At 60.7% G+C, this 18,147-nt stretch carries 14 protein-coding genes and 1 tRNA gene; 9 read left to right on the top strand and 6 right to left on the bottom strand.

Annotated features, from left to right (window positions below; translation table 11 throughout):
- Positions 1-99 precede the first annotated feature (99 nt).
- Positions 100-558, bottom strand: coding sequence for an Hsp20 family protein (locus tag G359_RS18080; protein WP_045837251.1), 459 nt, complete (start codon positions 556-558; stop codon positions 100-102).
- A gap of 262 nt (positions 559-820) precedes the next feature.
- Here G359_RS18080 and G359_RS18075 point away from each other — a divergent pair, with 262 nt between their 5' ends.
- Entirely contained in the window at positions 821-1,507 is a 687-nt protein-coding gene (locus G359_RS18075; RefSeq protein WP_045837250.1) for a hypothetical protein, read from the top strand.
- Between the two features lie 162 nt (positions 1,508-1,669).
- Positions 1,670-1,759, top strand: a complete 90-nt coding sequence (pqqA, locus tag G359_RS18070) for a pyrroloquinoline quinone precursor peptide PqqA (protein WP_045838205.1) — start codon at positions 1,670-1,672, stop codon at positions 1,757-1,759.
- A gap of 76 nt (positions 1,760-1,835) precedes the next feature.
- Here pqqA and G359_RS18065 read toward each other — a convergent pair whose 3' ends face one another.
- The 5 genes from G359_RS18065 to G359_RS18045 form a co-directional block, all read right to left on the bottom strand.
- The gene (locus G359_RS18065) at positions 1,836-3,656 is read right to left on the bottom strand and encodes an ABC-F family ATP-binding cassette domain-containing protein (protein ID WP_045837249.1); all 1,821 of its coding nucleotides are present in this window, start codon (positions 3,654-3,656) and stop codon (positions 1,836-1,838) included.
- 119 nt (positions 3,657-3,775) lie between these two features.
- The gene (locus tag G359_RS18060) at positions 3,776-3,991 is read right to left on the bottom strand and encodes a YbdD/YjiX family protein (RefSeq protein ID WP_045837248.1); all 216 of its coding nucleotides are present in this window, start codon (positions 3,989-3,991) and stop codon (positions 3,776-3,778) included.
- Positions 3,992-3,994: 3 nt separating this feature from the next.
- Positions 3,995-6,046, bottom strand: coding sequence for a carbon starvation CstA family protein (locus tag G359_RS18055; RefSeq protein WP_045837247.1), 2,052 nt, complete (start codon positions 6,044-6,046; stop codon positions 3,995-3,997).
- 132 nt (positions 6,047-6,178) lie between these two features.
- Positions 6,179-6,254, bottom strand: a tRNA-Ala gene (locus tag G359_RS18050).
- A 97-nt stretch (positions 6,255-6,351) separates the two neighbouring features.
- On the bottom strand, positions 6,352-6,729 hold the full coding sequence (locus G359_RS18045; protein ID WP_045837246.1) for a TIGR02300 family protein: 378 nt from the start codon (positions 6,727-6,729) through the stop codon (positions 6,352-6,354).
- A 235-nt stretch (positions 6,730-6,964) separates the two neighbouring features.
- On the opposite strand from G359_RS18045, the gene aroA reads away from it, so the two are divergent.
- From aroA to sppA, 7 genes are all read left to right on the top strand, one after another.
- Positions 6,965-8,308 carry a 3-phosphoshikimate 1-carboxyvinyltransferase gene (gene aroA / locus G359_RS18040; RefSeq protein ID WP_045837245.1) on the top strand — a complete coding sequence of 448 codons (1,344 nt, stop codon included), beginning with the start codon at positions 6,965-6,967 and terminating at the stop codon, positions 8,306-8,308.
- Between the two features lie 14 nt (positions 8,309-8,322).
- The gene (cmk, locus tag G359_RS18035; protein WP_045837244.1) at positions 8,323-8,952 is read left to right on the top strand and encodes a (d)CMP kinase; all 630 of its coding nucleotides are present in this window, start codon (positions 8,323-8,325) and stop codon (positions 8,950-8,952) included.
- Positions 8,953-9,185: 233 nt separating this feature from the next.
- Complete coding sequence (aceE, locus tag G359_RS18030; RefSeq protein ID WP_045837243.1) at positions 9,186-11,864, top strand: pyruvate dehydrogenase (acetyl-transferring), homodimeric type; 2,679 nt, start codon at positions 9,186-9,188, stop codon at positions 11,862-11,864.
- Between the two features lie 19 nt (positions 11,865-11,883).
- Entirely contained in the window at positions 11,884-13,170 is a 1,287-nt protein-coding gene (locus tag G359_RS18025) for a 2-oxo acid dehydrogenase subunit E2 (protein ID WP_045837242.1), read from the top strand.
- A 9-nt stretch (positions 13,171-13,179) separates the two neighbouring features.
- A complete protein-coding gene (lpdA, locus tag G359_RS18020) occupies positions 13,180-14,946 on the top strand; it encodes a dihydrolipoyl dehydrogenase (protein WP_045837241.1) in 1,767 nt (588 codons plus the stop codon).
- Positions 14,947-15,237: 291 nt separating this feature from the next.
- Positions 15,238-16,959 carry a 30S ribosomal protein S1 gene (gene rpsA / locus G359_RS18015; RefSeq protein WP_045837240.1) on the top strand — a complete coding sequence of 574 codons (1,722 nt, stop codon included), beginning with the start codon at positions 15,238-15,240 and terminating at the stop codon, positions 16,957-16,959.
- A 193-nt stretch (positions 16,960-17,152) separates the two neighbouring features.
- Complete coding sequence (gene sppA, locus G359_RS18010; RefSeq protein WP_045837239.1) at positions 17,153-18,118, top strand: signal peptide peptidase SppA; 966 nt, start codon at positions 17,153-17,155, stop codon at positions 18,116-18,118.
- Positions 18,119-18,147 lie beyond the last annotated feature (29 nt).

Below are 18,147 nucleotides of genomic sequence, written 5' to 3'. Positions count from 1 at the left end.
GCCGGGCTCTCATCGCAGCTTCGGGATCATGTCCTTCCAGTCTGCGGGTGTGCTCCGATCCTCCGACGATTCGGCCGCCGGCGCTGTGACGCGAAAGACTCAGCTCAGGTCCGGCTTTTGATCTGTTTTGATCTGTTTCGCGGTCCCTATCTCAATACGCCGGACAAGGCGCTCCGGTTCGAGGCGCTGTAGATCAACGGCCAAGAGCCCATTCGACAGCTCGGCACTTTTCACTTCGATACCGTCGGCCAAGACGAACGTTCGTGAAAACTGCCGGGACGCGATGCCCCGATAGAGATAATCACGTTCTTTGTCGTCCCGTTGCTTGCCACGAACGGTCAATTGTTTGTCTTCGAGCGTGATTTCGAGCTCGTCTCGCGTGAAGCCGGCCACGGCCAATGTAATCCGAAGAAGCTCGCCGGCGTCATCGTTCCGGGCGACTCTCTCGATGTTATAGGGTGGATAACCGTCGCCACCCTTGGTGGCGCGATCGACCAGCCGTTCGATTTCTTCGAAACCCAGAAGCAGTGGGTTCGAAAGTGCGGTTAGGCGTGTCATTTGAAGGCCCTTGGTTAAGCGACCATCTTTCTCAATTCCCCGGACGCCCCTTCGAGCCACCCGGTCCGCGGCATCGCTGCCCATCGGTTTAATGAAGATATGGGAGCGGCTATCCGGTCTTCAAGCACGATGGGGAGGGGGTAGTGTCGCGGACGCCTCAGGTGCGCTCAAAATGGTGTAAAGCCGGTTTCCTGCCTTAGTCCCGCCCGTGTGCGCGACCAAGGGAGCCTCTCTTCGAGCTTTCTTTCAAAGTGGGGTCTTCATGAAGTTCGCGTCTGGAGTGTTCGCGTCGGCCATCGCTCTTTCGATCGTTGCATTTGCTATTCCGCCTGCTACCGCAGACGAGCCTGCGAAAGCGTCGGCCGATTCCGGGAAGGTATTAGGCGATCCCGACGGACCGCTTACTCCGGAAGAGAAAGCTGAGAAGGACGCGCGTCAGGCTTGCAAGGTCGATCTCTGCCGGGCGTTCCATTCGAAAGATCCCTCGGGCAAGGACATCGCGTGCCACGTGATCAAAAGCTGGCGCAAGGAACAGCTGGTGAAGCTCGTCGCCAAATTGAAGGTGACATGGCCCTACGATGGCGCCCACTGCTCCACCGACTTGAGCGTCAATAACGCGGATTTGGTGAAGGCGATGTCGGAGCCAAAGGCCGAGGTGGTCTTCGCCAAGCACACGGTCACCTGCTCGATTGCGAGCGAGAAGAAGGGCGCGACGGACTTCTCGTTCGATCTCACTCCGAAGGTGACCTTCGAGAACGGCAAGGCCACCAAGGCGCAGGCTCAGTGGGGCAAGATCGAAGCACCTACGCTGATCAAAAGCGCGCTTTGGACCGCGACGGCGGCCGACAACACCGTGAACATCCTATCGAGCTCCATCGTCGATGAGGTCAACGAATTCATCTCTCGGCGATGCGATGAGGTCAAAGATCAGTGGGCGGCCAAACAATAGAGGCCAATTACCTTTCGCATATGCGAAGTGTTATATTGTTATTAGGCTGGCTTATGAGCGGCTATTGTAAATACGATTGGCACTTATTGCCGCTGCGGCATACGTAAGCGTTCGTTGAGCGTGGACAAACCCATTCTTGACGAACCACTCTTGGAGGAAACCATGAAGACGTGGTCGAAGCCCGAAGTTCGCGAGCAGGAAGTTGGTCTCGAAGTGACCAGCTATCTGCCGGCTGAGATCGACCTCATCTAATTCAGATGATGTCGACCTTAGGGTCGAACTTTTAAGCGGCGGCCGAGTCTCTCGGTCGTCGCTTTTATTTTGCGTCTTACCCGAGGCTCTCGAGTGCCTCGCGTTTTTCCTCAAGTTCCAGCCAGCGCGTTTCAGCAGCTTCGAGCTGCATTTGGGCCTGTCCCAACCGGTCGCTCGTTTTGTCGAACAATGCACGATCGCGCGTGAAGAGATCGGCGTCGGCAAGTTTCGCAGCGAGGTCCTGGATTTCGGCTTCGAGCTTCGCCATTTCGACGGGAAGCGTCGTCAGGGCGTGCTTGTCCTTGAATGACAACTTCTGTTTCGATTGCGCTGAAGCCGCGTTCGAGTCAGCGCTGCCTTTGCGTGACGCCGCCGGAGAATTCGACTGCGATTTCTTTTGCAGAGCCTCGCCCTTGCGCTGGGCGAGCATATCGGAATAGCCACCGGCATATTCAGTCCAATATCCGTCGCCGTCCGGAGCCAATACGCTCGTCACGATGCGATCGAGGAAATCGCGGTCATGGCTGACGAGCAAAAGCGTGCCTGGGTAATCGGATAGAAGTTCCTGCAAGAGATCGAGCGTTTCGAGATCGAGATCGTTCGTCGGCTCGTCGAGGATGAGGACGTTCGATGGCTTTGCGAGCGCGCGGGCCAACATCAATCGTGCGCGTTCTCCGCCCGATAGGACGCGGATCGGCGAAAGCCGCTGCTCGGGCAGGAACAGGAAGTCCTGCATGTAGCTCGCGACGTGCCGCGCCTTTCCGTTGATGATGACCTGATCACCACGTCCACCCGTCAGTGCGTCCGATACCGTCCAATTGGGATTGAGTTCGTCGCGCTTCTGGTCGAGTGCCACGATCTCGAGATTGGCGCCGTGACGGATATTGCCGCTGTCCGGCGAGATCTGGCCGGTCAGCAATTTGATCAGTGTGGTCTTGCCGGCGCCGTTCGGACCGACGATGCCAAGCCGATCACCGCGCATGACACGGAGATCGAGACCCCTGACGATGTCGGTGTCGGCGTAAGCTTTCGAGATGCCGGTCGCTTCGACGACGAGCTTGCCGGAGAGGCTGCCTTCCGAGGCGTCCAGGCGGACGGTTCCGACGACATGGCGCTGTTCGCGCACTTCCTGGCGCATGGCTTTCAGCTCGCGCACGCGGCGCACGTTGCGCTTGCGCCGGCCGGTGACGCCGCCGTGCATCCACTGGTTTTCGCGGACAATCTTTCGGTCGAGCTTATGGCGCTCGATTTCTTCCTCTTCGAGCACCTTGTCGCGCCAGTCTTCGAACGCGGCGAAGCCTTGTTCGAGGCGGCGTGTCTTGCCGCGGTCGAGCCAGACGGTCGAACGCGAGAGCGTTTCGAGGAACCGCCGGTCGTGGCTGATAAGCAGCAGGGCCGAGCGAGAAGCCTGCAAGGTCGATTCCAGCCATTCGATCGCGGTGAGATCGAGATGGTTCGTCGGTTCGTCGAGCAGCAGAACGTCGGGCTTTGCGACGATGGCCTGGGCGAGACCGGCGCGCCGTGCCTCGCCGCCGGAAAGCGTTCGGGGATCGGCTTCGCCGTCGAGACCGAGTTCCATCAAAAGGTAGTCGGCCTGGTAGGGATCATCGGTTGGACCGAGCCCGGCTTCGATGTAAGCGCGAACCGTTTCGAAGCCCGTGAAATCAGCCTCCTGCCGAAGGTAGCGGATGCTGGCGTTCGGATGGGCGAAGCGCTCGCCGCGATCCGGCTCGACGAAGCCTGCCGCTATTTTCAGCAGGGTCGATTTTCCGGAACCGTTGCGGCCGACGAGGCAGACGCGGTCGCCTGGAGCGACGGTCAGCTCGGCGCCTTCGAGCAGCGGAGTTCCGCCGAAGGTCAGGTTAATGTCTTTGAGCGTAATGAGAGGAGGTGCCATGCGGCCCCTCGTAGCCGTGGAAGCGCGCCGGATCAATCCTCCGGGAAGCCGGTTCGGGACAGCAGCGACCGTTAGCAACGAACAGTGGCCGTTGCGTTTTGACGCGGGGCGAAATTCCCTCAGCAGCAGCGGCTGATTTTGCCGCCGCCTTCGCCGTACCGGCTCGCCTGACGTTCGCGGAAGAAATCCTCATAGCTCATTACCGGCTCGCCTGGATGGGCGTGGCGACGATGTGCGACGTAAGCGTCGTAGTCCGGGACGCCGACCATCAGGCGCGCCGTTTTGGCGACGCCGGTTGCGAACTTAAAGAGCAGGCCGGTGCCGGGTCTGTGCATGCATCACTCCGCCGCAACCATTGCGCTCTCCCGAGCCGAAATATCCGGGTTGGCGAGGGCCTTCATGACCGCCGCTATGCCGAACCCGGCCATGGCGACCACGAGCGCGATCAAGAGGCCTGTCAGCGTGGCGTTCAGATAGTCGTTGAAGACGATGCGCTGCATGTCTTCGACGGATTTGGCAGGGGCGATGATCGTGCCGGATGCGAGCGCGTTCGAGAATTTCTCAGCATGGGCAACGAAGCCGATTGCCGGGTTCTCGCTGAAGATCTTCTGCCAGCCGGCAGTCAGCGTGCAAATTGCGACCCAGGTTGCGGGCGCGAGCGTCACCCAAGCGTAGCGCTGCCGTTTCATCTTGAAGAGGATGACGGTGCAGAGCGTCAGCGCGATGCAGGCGAGCATCTGGTTCGCGATGCCGAACAGCGGCCAGAGCGTATTGATACCGCCCAAGGGATCGATCACGCCTTGGTAGAGGAAATAGCCCCACCCGCCGACGGCGATGGATGTCGCGACGATGTTTGCCGTCCACGAACGCGTTTCCCGGAAAGACGGACGGAAGGTGCCGATCAGATCCTGGATCATGAAGCGCGCAACGCGCGTTCCGGCGTCGATGGTCGTCAGGATGAAGAGCGCTTCGAAGAGGATGGCGAAGTGATACCAGAAGGCCATCAGGGCTTTGCCGCCGATGGCGCTCGAAAGAATATCGGCCATGCCGACGGCGAGCGTGGGCGCGCCACCAGTCCGGGAGAGGATTGTCTGCTCGCCGACGTTGGTTGCGGCTTCCTTCAGCATGTCGGGCGTAATGGCGAAGCCCCAGCCGGAGATCGCTGCGGCGGCTGATTCCGGTGTCGTTCCGATGAGGGCAGCCGGACTGTTCAGCGCAAAATAGAGCCCTGGTTCGAGGGTCGTCGCCGCGACTAACGCCATGATGGCGACGAAGCTTTCCATCAGCATCGCGCCGTAGCCGATGAGGCGGGCGTTGACCTCGTTGTCGAGCATCTTCGGCGTCGTTCCGGACGAGACAAGCGCGTGGAAGCCCGAGATCGCGCCGCAGGCAATCGTGATGAACAGGAACGGGAAGAGGTTGCCCGCGAAGACCGGACCGGTGCCATCGATGAATTTCGTGACCGCCGGCATTCTGAGATCGGGAAGCACCACGAAAATGCCGATCGCCAAACCTGCGATCGTGCCGATTTTCAGGAATGTGGACAGGTAGTCGCGTGGCGCCAGCAGCGTCCATACCGGCAGCACGGATGCGACGAAGCCGTAGACAATCAGCATCATCGAAAGCTGTTCGCCGGTGTAGTTGAACATCGGGCCAAGCGTCGGATCCTCGGCGACGTAGCGACCGAAGATCAAAGACAGCATCAGAAGAGCAAAGCCGATGATCGACATCTCGGCGATGCGTCCCGGCCGAATGAAGCGGCCGTAGATGCCCATGAGCACGGCAATCGGGATCGTCATCATGACGGTGAAGGTTGCCCACGGGCTTTGCTTCAGAGCCTTGACGACGACAAGCGCCAGAACCGCGAGCAAGATGACCATGATGAGGAGGACGCCGATCATCGCGATCGTGCCGGCGATCTGGCCGAGTTCGGTGCGAATCATTTCGCCGAGGGATCGTCCGTCACGGCGGGTCGAGGCCCAGAGCATGACGAAATCCTGCACAGCGCCTGCAAAGATGACGCCGAAGATCAGCCAGAGCGTTCCGGGCAGATAGCCCATCTGCGCCGCGAGCACGGGGCCGACGAGGGGGCCCGCTCCGGCGATGGCTGCGAAGTGATGGCCAAAAAGGACGGTTTTGTCGGTTGGGCAGTAGTCGAGCCCGTCGTTGAAGCGCTGGGCGGGCGTGAGGCGCCGTTCATCGAGGCGGAGCACGCGGTCAGCGATGAAGCGGCTGTAGTACCGGTAGGCGAGCAGATAGGAGCAGATCGCAGCGGAGACGAGCCAGATGGCGTTTATCGTCTCGCCTCGCGACAGCGCGACAATTCCGAGTGAAGTGGCGCCGAGCGCAGCGACGGCCACCCAAATGAGGTTCAAGCGCCAGTTAAACATCAGTTCCGTCCCTATCGTTCGCGATTATGCTTCGCAAATCGGTTCGGGGCGGGAGACTACATAAAAAGCGGAGCGAGGTCAGCCGTATCGACGGTCGCGGGGCTGATGCGCCAGATTGGCCCAAGAGAGAAATGGTGGAGCTAACCGGGATCGAACCGGTGACCTCTTGCATGCCATGCAAGCGCTCTCCCAGCTGAGCTATAGCCCCAAACCCATTCTATCGGCGGGGCTGGATCCCGCCGAAGTTCGAAGTCCCGCCTGATAAGTGGTCTTGGCGAAAACTGCAAGGACGTTTCAGAGCTTTATTAGGGCTCTTCGTCGCCCTCGCCTGCGGGACCGCCGATGATGTTGGATACGTCGCCGCCTTCTTCTTCCTCTTCTTCGAGGAAGGTCTCATCGTCTTCGGCGCCGGTATCATCGGTTTCGACGTCGACAAGAGCCTCTTCGCCCTCGACGACCGGCAATTCGCCGTCGGCTTCATCGACGGAAGCTGCCTTCTTCGCCTTCTTGGCTGCGAGGTCTCGCTGCTCGGCCTGGAGGGCAGCAAGCGCCGCAGGTGAAGAGGCGATCACATATTTGCTATTGCAGAATGGGCAGATGATGGGGTCGTGACCGAGATCGTAGAAGCGCTCGTCGCAGTTTTGACAGGTGCGCTTCGTCCCTCGCGCTTGCTTGGTCGCCATTGGTCGTGCCTCGGAGTTCGGAAATTGAGGGAGCCCGTCTGCCATAGGCGGTGCCCCCTGTCAAAACGAAAAGGTGGGAGCTGGCGGGAGTGCGTCAAGGTCCCCGGCGCTAGACGTCTTGACCGCCGTCCGAGGGTGCCGTTGACAGGGCGTCGCGGTCCAGTGTCTATCCGGGCCTCAGGTCAGGGAAAAGAGCCCTGATGCGCCCGATTTCTAACGGTTCGGAAGGTCGATTTTGAACACTACATCCATACCGAAACCGCTGTCGTCTCGCCGCGCCGCGCCACTCAAGGGCAAGGTGCGCGTTCCGGGCGATAAATCGATCTCTCACCGGGCCCTGATTTTCGGGGCTCTGGCGACTGGCACCACGCGCATCACGGGGCTTCTGGAGGCCGAGGACGTCATCAACACTGCGCGAGCGGTGGTTGCACTCGGCGCGATGGCCGAGAAGCGCGGTGATGTTTGGGAGGTCAAAGGTCGCGGCGTCGGCGGGCTCAGGGCGCCCAGCGGTCCGCTCGATTTCGGTAATTCCGGCACCGGAACGCGGCTGATGATGGGCGTCGTCGCCGGTCATCCGATCACGGTGACGATGGCGGGCGATGCGTCATTATCTCGCCGGCCGATGCGGCGGGTTTTGGCTCCGCTCGTAGACATGGGTCTCGAAATTCTCGAGCCCGGCAAAGAGACGCTGCCGCTGACCCTCAAGGGTACAAACGAGCTGACACCGATCGTCTACGTGCTTCCTGTGCCTTCGGCGCAGGTGAAAAGCGCCGTTCTGATTGCTGGTCTACATGCGGCAGGCGAAACGACTGTTGTCGAGCGCGAGCCAACGCGCGATCACACGGAGCGGATGCTGCGCCATTTCGGGGCGACGGTCAGGACCGAGGCTAAAGGCGCGGATACACACATTACCGTGAAGGGACACGCCGAGCTCACGGGCAAGGAGGTCCACGTTCCCGGCGATCCGTCATCGGCGGCATTTCTGGCAGCTGCGGCATTGCTCGTGCCGGGTTCGGACATCACGATCGAGGGCATTCTAATCAATCCGACGCGCGTCGGTCTTTATACGACGCTGCAGGAAATGGGCGGCGATATCACGTTCCTGAATGAGCGCGAGGAGGGTGGCGAACCCGTTGCGGACATTCGTGTTCGCGCGTCCCGTCTCAAGGGCGTTCGCGTTCCTGCGGAGCGGGCGCCGTCGATGATCGACGAATATCCGGTGCTCGCTGCGATCTCGGCTTTTGCCGAGGGCGATACGCGGATGGACGGCTTGGCCGAACTCAAGGTCAAGGAGAGCGACCGGCTGCAGGCCACGGCTGCAGGCTTGACGGCCAATGGTGCGACTGTGCGGGTCGAGGGCGACAGCCTTACGGTTACCGGCACTGGCGGCCTGAAAGGCGGCGGCGTCGTTACAACCCATCTCGATCATCGGATCGCGATGGCGTTTTTGACGGCCGGTCTTGCGAGCGAACAGCCGATTGTCGTGGACGACTCAACCATGATCGCGACGAGCTTTCCGGAGTTCCGGCAGCTGATGGAAACGCTCGGGGCTCAATATGAAGAGCCTGTCGGCCGGTGACAGGGAGAACGCAGTTGATCATTGCGATCGATGGTCCGGCCGCTTCCGGCAAAGGCACTCTCGCAAGGCGCATCGCCGCCCATTTCGGCATGGCTTGGCTCGATACCGGACTTCTCTATCGCGCGGTCGCTAGAGATGTCCTCTCGGCAGGCCGCGATCTGGAGGACGTTCAGGCGGCGATCGCGGCCGCGAAATCGGTCAACGCCGAGACGTTGAATGATCCCGGGTTGCGCGGGCCGCGGGTCGGCGATGCCGCCTCGATCATTGCAAAAATTCCCGAGGTGCGCGCAGCGTTGCTCGAGTATCAGCGGGTCTTCGCGCGGCAGGACAACGGCGCCGTTCTCGACGGACGCGATATCGGCACGGTTGTCTGTCCCGACGCGCATGTGAAAATTTTCGTTACCGCTTCCGATGAAGCGCGGGCGAAACGGCGCTTTCTGGAGCATCAGTCGCGCGGCGAGAGCGTTACCTACGACGACCTACTGGTCGATATCCGCCGGAGAGATGCGCGCGACAGCAGTCGTTCTGCTGCGCCGATGTTCGCTGCAGGCGATGCCCTTCATCTGGATACGACGTCATTAGACGCGGATCAGGCGTTTGCTGCTGCGCTGCAATTGATCGATGGGGCGCGGAAGACCCGCTGAGCGGCGGTCGACGCCACGGATATTTGACGGCCTGGCGCGCAAGCAAAAGCTTGCGGCTAGGCTCAACGGATGCCGACGTCTAAATGTCGGCATTATAAACCATTTTTCAGTTCCTGATGTCGCACCGTCGCGTATAGGTTTGTGCTAGATAATTTAGGGCACGCGCGGTTCGAACCGAGACGGCCGTCTCGGGGTTCTACAAGTCTCCTCGCGATCGAGGAACAAAGGACATCATGGGCAAGAACGAGCAGAAGGTTCTGAAGCCGGAAGATCCCGAAATCCGCGACTGGACGGATTCGATATCGTCCGTCATCGCGTACGGCGGTACGGAACGAGCTGACGACATTCTGGAAGAAGTCGTCGAGCGGGCGAGAGCCAGCGGCGCGGCAATACCTTTTGCGTCGAGCACCGCCTACATCAACAGCATCAGCGTCGACGAGGAAGCAAAGCTTCCCGGCAATCGCGAGCTCGAGTATCGCATCGCGTCGGCGATCCGCTGGAACGCGGCGGCCATGGTTTTGCGTGCAAACAAAGAGTCGACCGAGCTTGGCGGTCACATCGCGAGCTATCAGTCGGCGGCAACGCTCTACGAAACGGGCTTCATGCATTTCTGGCATGCGCCGACCGAAAGCCACGGCGGCGATCTCATTCTTATCCAAGGCCATTCGTCTCCGGGAATTTACGCACGCGCGTTCGTGGAAGGACGGCTCGACGAGGATCGGCTTCTGCATTTCCGCCAGGAGGTTGGAGGGAAGGGTCTCTCTTCGTATCCCCACCCATGGCTGATGCCGGATTTCTGGCAGTTCCCGACCGTCTCGATGGGCCTCGGGCCCTTGATGGCGATCTATCAGGCGCGGTTTCTCAAGTATCTTCACGCGCGCGGCTTGGCCGATACGGAAGACCGCAAGGTTTGGGTTTTCTGCGGCGACGGCGAGATGGACGAGCCGGAAAGTCTCGGTGCGATTTCGCTCGCGGGTCGCGAGAAGCTCGACAACCTGATCTTCGTCGTCAATTGCAACTTGCAGCGGCTCGACGGACCGGTGCGTGGCAACGGCAAAATCATTCAGGAACTCGAACGCAACTTCCGCGGCGCGGGCTGGAACGTTCTCAAGGTCATCTGGGGCTCGCAGTGGGATGAGCTTCTCGCCCGCGACACGACGGGCAAACTGCGCCAGTTGATGGAAGAGTGCGTCGACGGCGAATACCAAGTCTTCAAATCGCGGGACGGCGCCTTCATCCGCAAGCACTTCTTCGGGCGGTATCCGGAAACGGCCGCGCTCGTCGAAGACTGGTCGGACGAGAAGATCTGGCGCCTGACGCGCGGCGGGCACGACCCGTCGAAAGTTTACGCGGCTTATGCGGCGGCGACGCAGCACAAGGACCAGCCGACGTGCATCCTGGCCAAGACCGTCAAGGGTTACGGCATGGGACAAGCGGGCGAAGGTCAGATGCTCGCGCATCAATCGAAGAAGATGGATGTCGACGCGCTTCGCCAGTTCCGCGATCGTTTCAAGGTTCCGGTTGCCGACGAACAACTCGCCAACCTGCCGTTCATTCGTTTCGAGAAGGGGTCTCCCGAGGACGAATATCTGCACAAGACGCGGCGCAATCTCGGTGGCTATCTGCCGTCGCGGCGCCGCAAGTCAACCGTCACGCTCGAGGCGCCCCCGCTATCGCTATTTGAATCGCAGCTCAAGGGTTCCGAAGGCCGCGAGATCTCGACGACGATGGCGTTCGTGCGGATCTTGACGGCGCTCATGCGCGACAAGACGCTGGGCCAGCGCATCGTTCCGATCGTGCCGGACGAGAGCCGCACGTTCGGTATGGAGGGCATGTTCCGGCAGTTCGGAATCTTCAGTCAGGTGGGCCAGCTTTATCGCCCGCAAGATGCCGATCAGCTGATGTTCTACAAGGAAGACAAGTCCGGCCAGATGCTGGAGGAAGGCATCAACGAGGCTGGCGCGATGGCGTCATGGATCGCTGCCGCGACGAGCTATTCGACGTCGGATGTGCCGATGGTGCCGTTCTACATCTTTTATTCGATGTTCGGTTTCCAGCGCATCGGCGACCTCGCGTGGGCGGCGGGCGACGAACGTTGCCGCGGCTTCCTGCTCGGCGGCACGTCGGGACGCACGACGCTCAACGGCGAAGGCTTGCAGCATGAGGATGGCCACAGCCATCTCATCGCTGCGACGGTGCCGAACTGCATCTCCTACGATCCGACATTCAATTACGAGGTCGCGGTTATCATCCAGAACGGCATGAAACGCATGCTGACGGATCAGGAAGATGTCTTCTTCTACCTGACGCTGCTCAATGAGAACTACGAGCATCCGCCGATGCCGGAAGGCGTCGAGGATGACATCATCAAGGGCATGTACTTGTTCAGGGCCGCGCCGGAAGGTGCGCCCGGTCACAAAGTGCAGCTGATGGGCTCGGGCGCGATCCTGCGCGAGGTTATCGCCGCAGCTGATCTATTGCGCGATGACTGGGGCGTGCCCGCCGACATCTGGAGCGTGACGAGCTTTACGGAACTCGCACGGGAAGCGCACGATGCCGAGCGTTGGAACCTCTTGCATCCGACGGAGACGCCGCGTGTTCCCTTCGTGACGCAAAAGATTTCCGAACGTGGCGACGGGCCGGTGATCGCTTCGACCGATTACATGAAGCTCTACGCCGATCAGGTCCGGCCTTCGGTTCCGAACCGGTATTCGGTTCTCGGCACCGATGGTTTCGGGCGTTCCGATTACCGTCGGACATTGCGTTATTTCTTCGAGGTCGATCGGCACTTCGTGACGGTCGCCGCCCTCAAGGCGCTTGCCGACGAGAACAAAATTCCGTCGATCAAGGTCGCGGAAGCGATAACGAAATACGGGATCAATCCCGACAAGGCCAATCCGGCTCACAGCTGATCAGGACAGGTTCGAATACATGCCGCTCGTCGACATCAAGGTGCCGAATATCGGTGATTTCGAGAATGTCCCGGTCGTCGAAATTCAGGTAAAGCCGGGCGATGAGGTGAAGGCCGACGATCCGCTGATCACGCTCGAAAGCGACAAGGCCGCGATGGATGTGCCGGCACCTTTCCAAGGAAAGGTGGCTGAAATCCTCGTCGCTATCGGCGACAAGGTCAGCGAAGGCAGCACCATCATCAAGCTCGATACGGCGGGTGAGGCGAAAGCTGCAGCTCCGGCTATGGCCAAGAACAACGCCAAGCCTGAGGCTCCGGCGAAGGCTCCGAGCGCGCCGGAGAAAACCAAACCCGCCGAAGTAAAAGAAGGGGCGTCGTTAGCTCCGCTCGGAGATTTCGGCTCCGTTTATGCGAGCCCCTCGGTACGCCGTATCGCGCGCGACCTCGACGTCGATCTGACGAAGGTCAAAGGGACGGGCGACAAGGGCCGCATCACGAAAGACGATGTAAAGGCTTACATCGCGCGAAGTATTCAACCCGCAGCAGCGCCGGGTGGCACCGGTCAGACGTCGGGCATTCCGGAAATTCCGGCGCAGGATTTCTCGAAATACGGGCCGATCGAAACGAAGCCGATGTCACGGCTGAAGAGGCTGACCGGTCCCAACCTGCATCGCGCCTGGTTGAACGTTCCCCACGTCACCAATTCCGACGAAGCCGACATCACCGAACTTGAAGCCTACCGCAAGGAACTCGATGCAACTGCGAAAGGCAAAGGCTATCGCGTGACGCTCGTTGCATTTCTGCTGAAGGCGTCGGTGTCGGCACTGAAGGAATATCCGGAGGTCAATTCGTCCCTCGCGCCGGGCAAGGATGCGCTGATCCTCAAGCGTTACTACAACATAGGTGTTGCGGTGGACACGCCTGATGGGCTCGTCGTGCCGGTCATTCGCGACGTCGATCGCAAGGGCGTTCTTGAACTCAGCCAGGAGTTGACGGCCGTCTCGGCACGCATGCGCGAGGGCAAGATCACGCCGACGGATATTTCAGGCGCGACCTTCTCTATCTCGAGCCTCGGCGGCATCGGTGGCACGGGGTTCACGCCGATCGTCAATGCGCCAGAAGTCGCCATTCTCGGAGCGGTCAGGGCTCAGATGAAGCCTCATTGGGACGGTTCGGCATTTCAGCCGCGGCTGATGCTGCCGCTCTGCCTTTCTTATGATCATCGCGTGGTCGACGGCGCGCTTGCTGCGCGTTTCTTGAGAAAGATCTGCGATGCGCTGGCCGACGTTCGCCAGCTCGTCTTGTAGGACGGTGTGATGAGCAAGAAGGAAATCCGCGTTCCCGCTCTCGGCGATTTCGAGAACGTGCCCGTCATTGAAGTGCATGTGAAGCCGGGAGCGACCATCGCTGCCGAAGACGCGCTCATTACGCTCGAGAGCGACAAGGCTTCGTTCGATGTGCCGGCTCCCGAAGGCGGAAAGATCGTCGAGGTTCTGCTCAAGGTCGGCGATAAGGTCAGCGAAGGCAGTCCGATCCTGACGCTCGAAACGCAGTCGGATGCGGTCGAAGAAGAGCCGGTAAAGGCCAAAGCGGCGCCGACGAAAAAGGAAGCTCCCTCGGCGCCGACGGTTGCGGCGGAGAGGTTCTCAGGAAACGCAGATCATAGTTGCGAAGTTCTGGTGTTGGGAGCTGGCCCCGGAGGTTATTCCGCCGCCTTTCGCGCGGCCGATCTCGGCGCGAAGACCATCCTCGTCGATCGGTGGCCCGCGCTGGGTGGCGTTTGTCTGAACGTCGGGTGCATTCCCTCGAAGGCGCTGCTGCATACGGCGTTCGTCATCGATGAAGCGGCTGCGCTGGGCAAACACGGCATTACGTTTGCCGCGCCGAAAATCGATTTGAAAAAGCTCGCCGCTTATAAGAACGCAGTCGTCGGCAAGCTGACGGGCGGGCTCGCGTCGATGGCGAAGGCGCGTAAGGTCACGACGTTGCGCGGCACCGGCACGTTCGTCGATGATCATCATTTGAAAGTCGCGTTCGACGATGGGCGCGAAGAAACAGTGCGTTTCGAAAGGGCCATCATCGCCGCGGGGTCAGAGGCGGCTCAGCTGCCGTTCATGCCATCCGATCCGCGCATCGTCGATTCAACCGGTGCACTCGAGCTGCCGCAAATTCCGGAGAGGATGCTCGTCATCGGCGGCGGCATCATCGGCCTCGAGATGGCGACGGTTTATTCGACGCTTGGCGCGCGGCTCGATGTCGTCGAGTTGCTGGATGGTTTGATGCCGGGGGCGGACCGCGATCTCGTCAACGTCTGGCAGAAGGCCAACGCGCGCCGTTTCGACAAGGTGATGCTGAAGACCAAAGTCGTCGGGGTGGAAGCAAAGCCGGATGGAATCCACGTGACCTTCGAAGGCGCCGACGCGCCGTCCGAACCGCAGCGCTACGGTATGGTGCTTGTCGCCGTCGGGCGGAGGCCTAACGGCCGGGTGATCGGCGCCGGCAACGCCGGGGTCGCCGTCTCGGACCGTGGTTTCATTCCGGTCGATAGCCAAATGCGGACGAATGTTGCGAACATATTTGCCATCGGCGATATCGCGGATGAGCCGATGCTGGCGCATAAGGCCGTCCATCAGGGGCATGTCGCGGCGGAAAATGCGGCGGGGGGCAAAAGTTTCTTCGACGTCCGCCAGATCCCGTCCGTCGCCTATACCGATCCGGAGATCGCCTGGGCCGGTTTGACCGAAACTGAGGCTAAGGCCCGAGGCATAGCTTATAAGAAGGCCGTGTTCCCTTGGGCCGCTTCGGGCCGGGCCATTGCCAACGGGCGGGACGAGGGCTTCACCAAGCTGCTCTTCGACGAGAGCACCGAGCGGATCATCGGCGGGGCCATTGTCGGCACGGAAGCCGGAAACCTCATTTCAGAGATTTGTCTCGCCATCGAAATGGGGGCGGACGCCGTCGATATCGGGAAAACCATCCACCCGCATCCGACGCTGTCGGAGTCCGTTGGCATGGCGGCGGAAGTGGCGGAAGGCGTCTGTACGGACCTGATGCCGCCCAAACCGTCCCGGGTCCGGGCCTAGGGCTCTGACCCTTGCCTGGGCCTTGCTTTTGAAGGGGCGGTTGGCTATACCGGCGCCATTCGACGTCGCTGTCGGATGGTCAAGAGGAAGATCAGCCGGTTGGGCGCCCCATAGGGGTCCCCGAATTCTGACCGGCAGGGCTGCGGCCCATCACGGCGACATCACACCCAGACATCAGCGCCATCAAGCCAGGCATCGCGTTCGCGCGGGTCTGTTTATCGGCGCTTCAAACATCAACCCAAACTCGCCCGACCGCCGAGCCGGGCACCACGTCGTTATCAAGGAGAACGAATGTCCGCCGAAGTTACCAACACTGATTTCAATCCCTCGCGCGAAGATTTTGCCGCGCTGCTCGCCGAGAGCCTTGCCAAGGACGACCTGTTCGAAGGTTCCGTCGTAAAGGGCAAGATCGTCGGCATCGAAAAAGACATGGCGATCATCGACGTCGGCCTCAAGATGGAAGGCCGCGTCGCGATGAAGGAGTTCGGCGTCGGCGGCAAGCCGGGCGACCTCAAAGTCGGCGACACCGTTGAAGTCTACCTGGAGCGCGTCGAGAATGCGCTCGGTGAAGCAGTTCTCTCGCGCGACAAGGCTCGCCGCGAAGAAAGCTGGACCCGCCTCGAGCGCCTCTACGAAAAGGGCGAGAAGGTTACGGGCGTCATCTTCAACAAGGTCAAGGGCGGTTTCACCGTCGATCTCGACGGCGCCGTGGCGTTCCTTCCGGGCAGCCAGGTCGATATTCGCCCCGTTCGCGATATCGGACCGCTGATGCATCAGCAGCAGCCCTTCCAGATCCTGAAGATGGATCGCCGTCGCGGCAACATCGTTGTTTCGCGCCGGTCGGTTCTCGAAGAGAGCCGCGCAGAGCAGAGGACGGAAATCGTCGCTCGTCTCGCCGAAGGCCAGATCATCGACGGTCTCGTCAAGAACATCACCGATTACGGTGCGTTCATCGATCTCGGCGGCATCGACGGTCTTCTTCACGTCACCGACATGGCATGGCGCCGCGTCAACCATCCGTCCGAAATCCTCAACGTCGGCGATACGGTGAAGGTGCAGATCATCCGCATCAACCCGGAAACGCAGCGTATTTCGCTCGGCATGAAGCAGCTTCAGTCCGATCCGTGGTCGGCAATCGAAGCGAAGTATCCGGTCGGCGCTCGCGTCAAGGGCACCGTGACGAATATTGCCGATTACGGCGCGTTCGTTGAGCTGGAGCCGGGCGTCGAAGGCCTGATCCACGTCTCGGAAATGAGCTGGACGAAGAAGAACACGCACCCTGGCAAGATCGTTTCGACGAGCCAGCAGGTCGAAGTTCAGGTTCTCGAAGTCGATCCGCAGAAGCGCCGTATCTCGCTCGGCCTGAAGCAGACGCAGGAGAACCCGTGGGATGCGTTCCTGACGCAGCACCCGAAGGGCTCGGTCGTCGAAGGTCCGATCCGCAACATCACCGAGTTCGGTCTCTTCATCGGTCTCGACAATGGCATCGACGGCATGGTCCATCTTTCGGACCTCGACTGGCAGAAGGCCGGCGACGAAGTCATCAAGGACTACAAGAAGGGCGACAACGTCAAAGCCATCGTTCTCGATGTCGACGGCTCGAAGGAGCGCATTTCGCTCGGCGTCAAGCAGCTGGGCGGCGACCCGGCCGACGCCATGGCGAAGTACAAGAAGGGCGACGCCGTCACCGGCACCGTCACCGCGGTCAACGAAGCCGGTATCGATGTCCGGATCGCAGACAGCGAGTTGACGTCGTTCATCAAGCGCGCCGATCTCTCGCGTGATCGCTCGGAGCAGCGTCCGGAACGCTTCAACGTCGGCGACAAGGTCGATGCGGCAGTCGTCTCGGTCGATAAGGCAGCACGCCGTATCGCCGTTTCGATCAAGGCGCTCGAACTCGCGGAAGAGAAGCAGGCTGTTGCTCAGTACGGCTCGACCGACTCGGGAGCTTCGCTCGGCGACATCTTCAAGGCTGCCATCAAGAAGCGCGAAGGCGCGGAAGACGCCGAGTAATCGGCTTAGGCTTAGCCTGGAAATTGAGAGGCGCGCGGCAAACCCTGCCGCGCGCCTTAACTTTTGGGCGAGAGGTCGCGGGCTTCCCCGTTGCTCGCGGCCCCAACCTTGCCTACGTTCGCCCCCAGAACGAGCCGCGTTGACGGGCCTCCCGCTCGACTTGCCGCGAGATGACGAAAGGGCACCACCCCAAATGCTTGAAACGGAAACGGTTCTCGATCGCAGGCGGCTTCGCCGGTCGGTATCGCTTTGGCGCGCCGCAGGGCTCGCCGGTCTGCTTATCGCGATCGGTGCGCTGGCATTAGGGGGCGACAAGCTTGCTTCCCTTACCGGTCAAAAGCAGATTGCCCGCGTCACAATCGAAGGCACCATTACGGAAGATCGCGATCAGCTTAAATTGCTGAAGGATATTGGTGACGACGCCAGCGTCTCTGGCGTTCTGCTGTTCATCAACAGTCCCGGCGGCACGACAACGGGGGGCGAGGCGCTCTTCGAAGGCATCCGTGCGCTTTCCAAAAAGAAGCCTGTCGTTGCGCAATTCGGCACCGTGGCGGCTTCGGCGGCCTACATCGCGGGTCTCGCCACGGACCACATTGTTGCCCGTGGCAATACGATTACGGGCTCTGTCGGCGTCATCGTGCAGTGGCCGGAAGTCGTCCAGTTGCTCGACAAGATCGGCGTCAAGATGAACGAGGTTAAGAGCGGTCCGCTGAAGGCTTCGCCGTCGCCGTTCGAGACGCTTGACGACTCGAGCAAGAAGGTCGCCGAGGGCATGGTGGCCGACGGCTTCAAATGGTTCATCGGGCTGGTTGAGAGCCGCCGCGGCGTCAAGGCTGCCGATATTCCAGGCCTGCTGGACGGCCGAATCTATTCAGGCCGCGAGGCTCTCGACGCCAAGTTGGTCGATCAACTCGGCGGTGAGGATGAGGCGGTCAAATGGCTCAAAGACGTGAAAAGCGTCCCGCAGACGGCCAAAGTCACCGATTGGAAGCCCGCGAGCAGCAGTGGTTACGGCTTTGCAGGGATGTCGGCCAGCATTGCGGGCTGGCTGTTGGGACCGGCGGCGGGCGACGCTGTAAATTTTTTGGTTCGTGATCGGATGATTTCCACGCTCGGACTTGACGGTCTTCTCTCAGTTTGGCACCCTTCTGAAAAATAAGAAGAAATGGTCGCCGAAGCTGGGAGCGA

It is taken from the genome of Hyphomicrobium sp. 99, from assembly GCF_000384335.2.
GTDB lineage: Bacteria > Pseudomonadota > Alphaproteobacteria > Rhizobiales > Hyphomicrobiaceae > Hyphomicrobium_B.
This window is presented reverse-complemented; position numbering and strand designations above follow the sequence as displayed.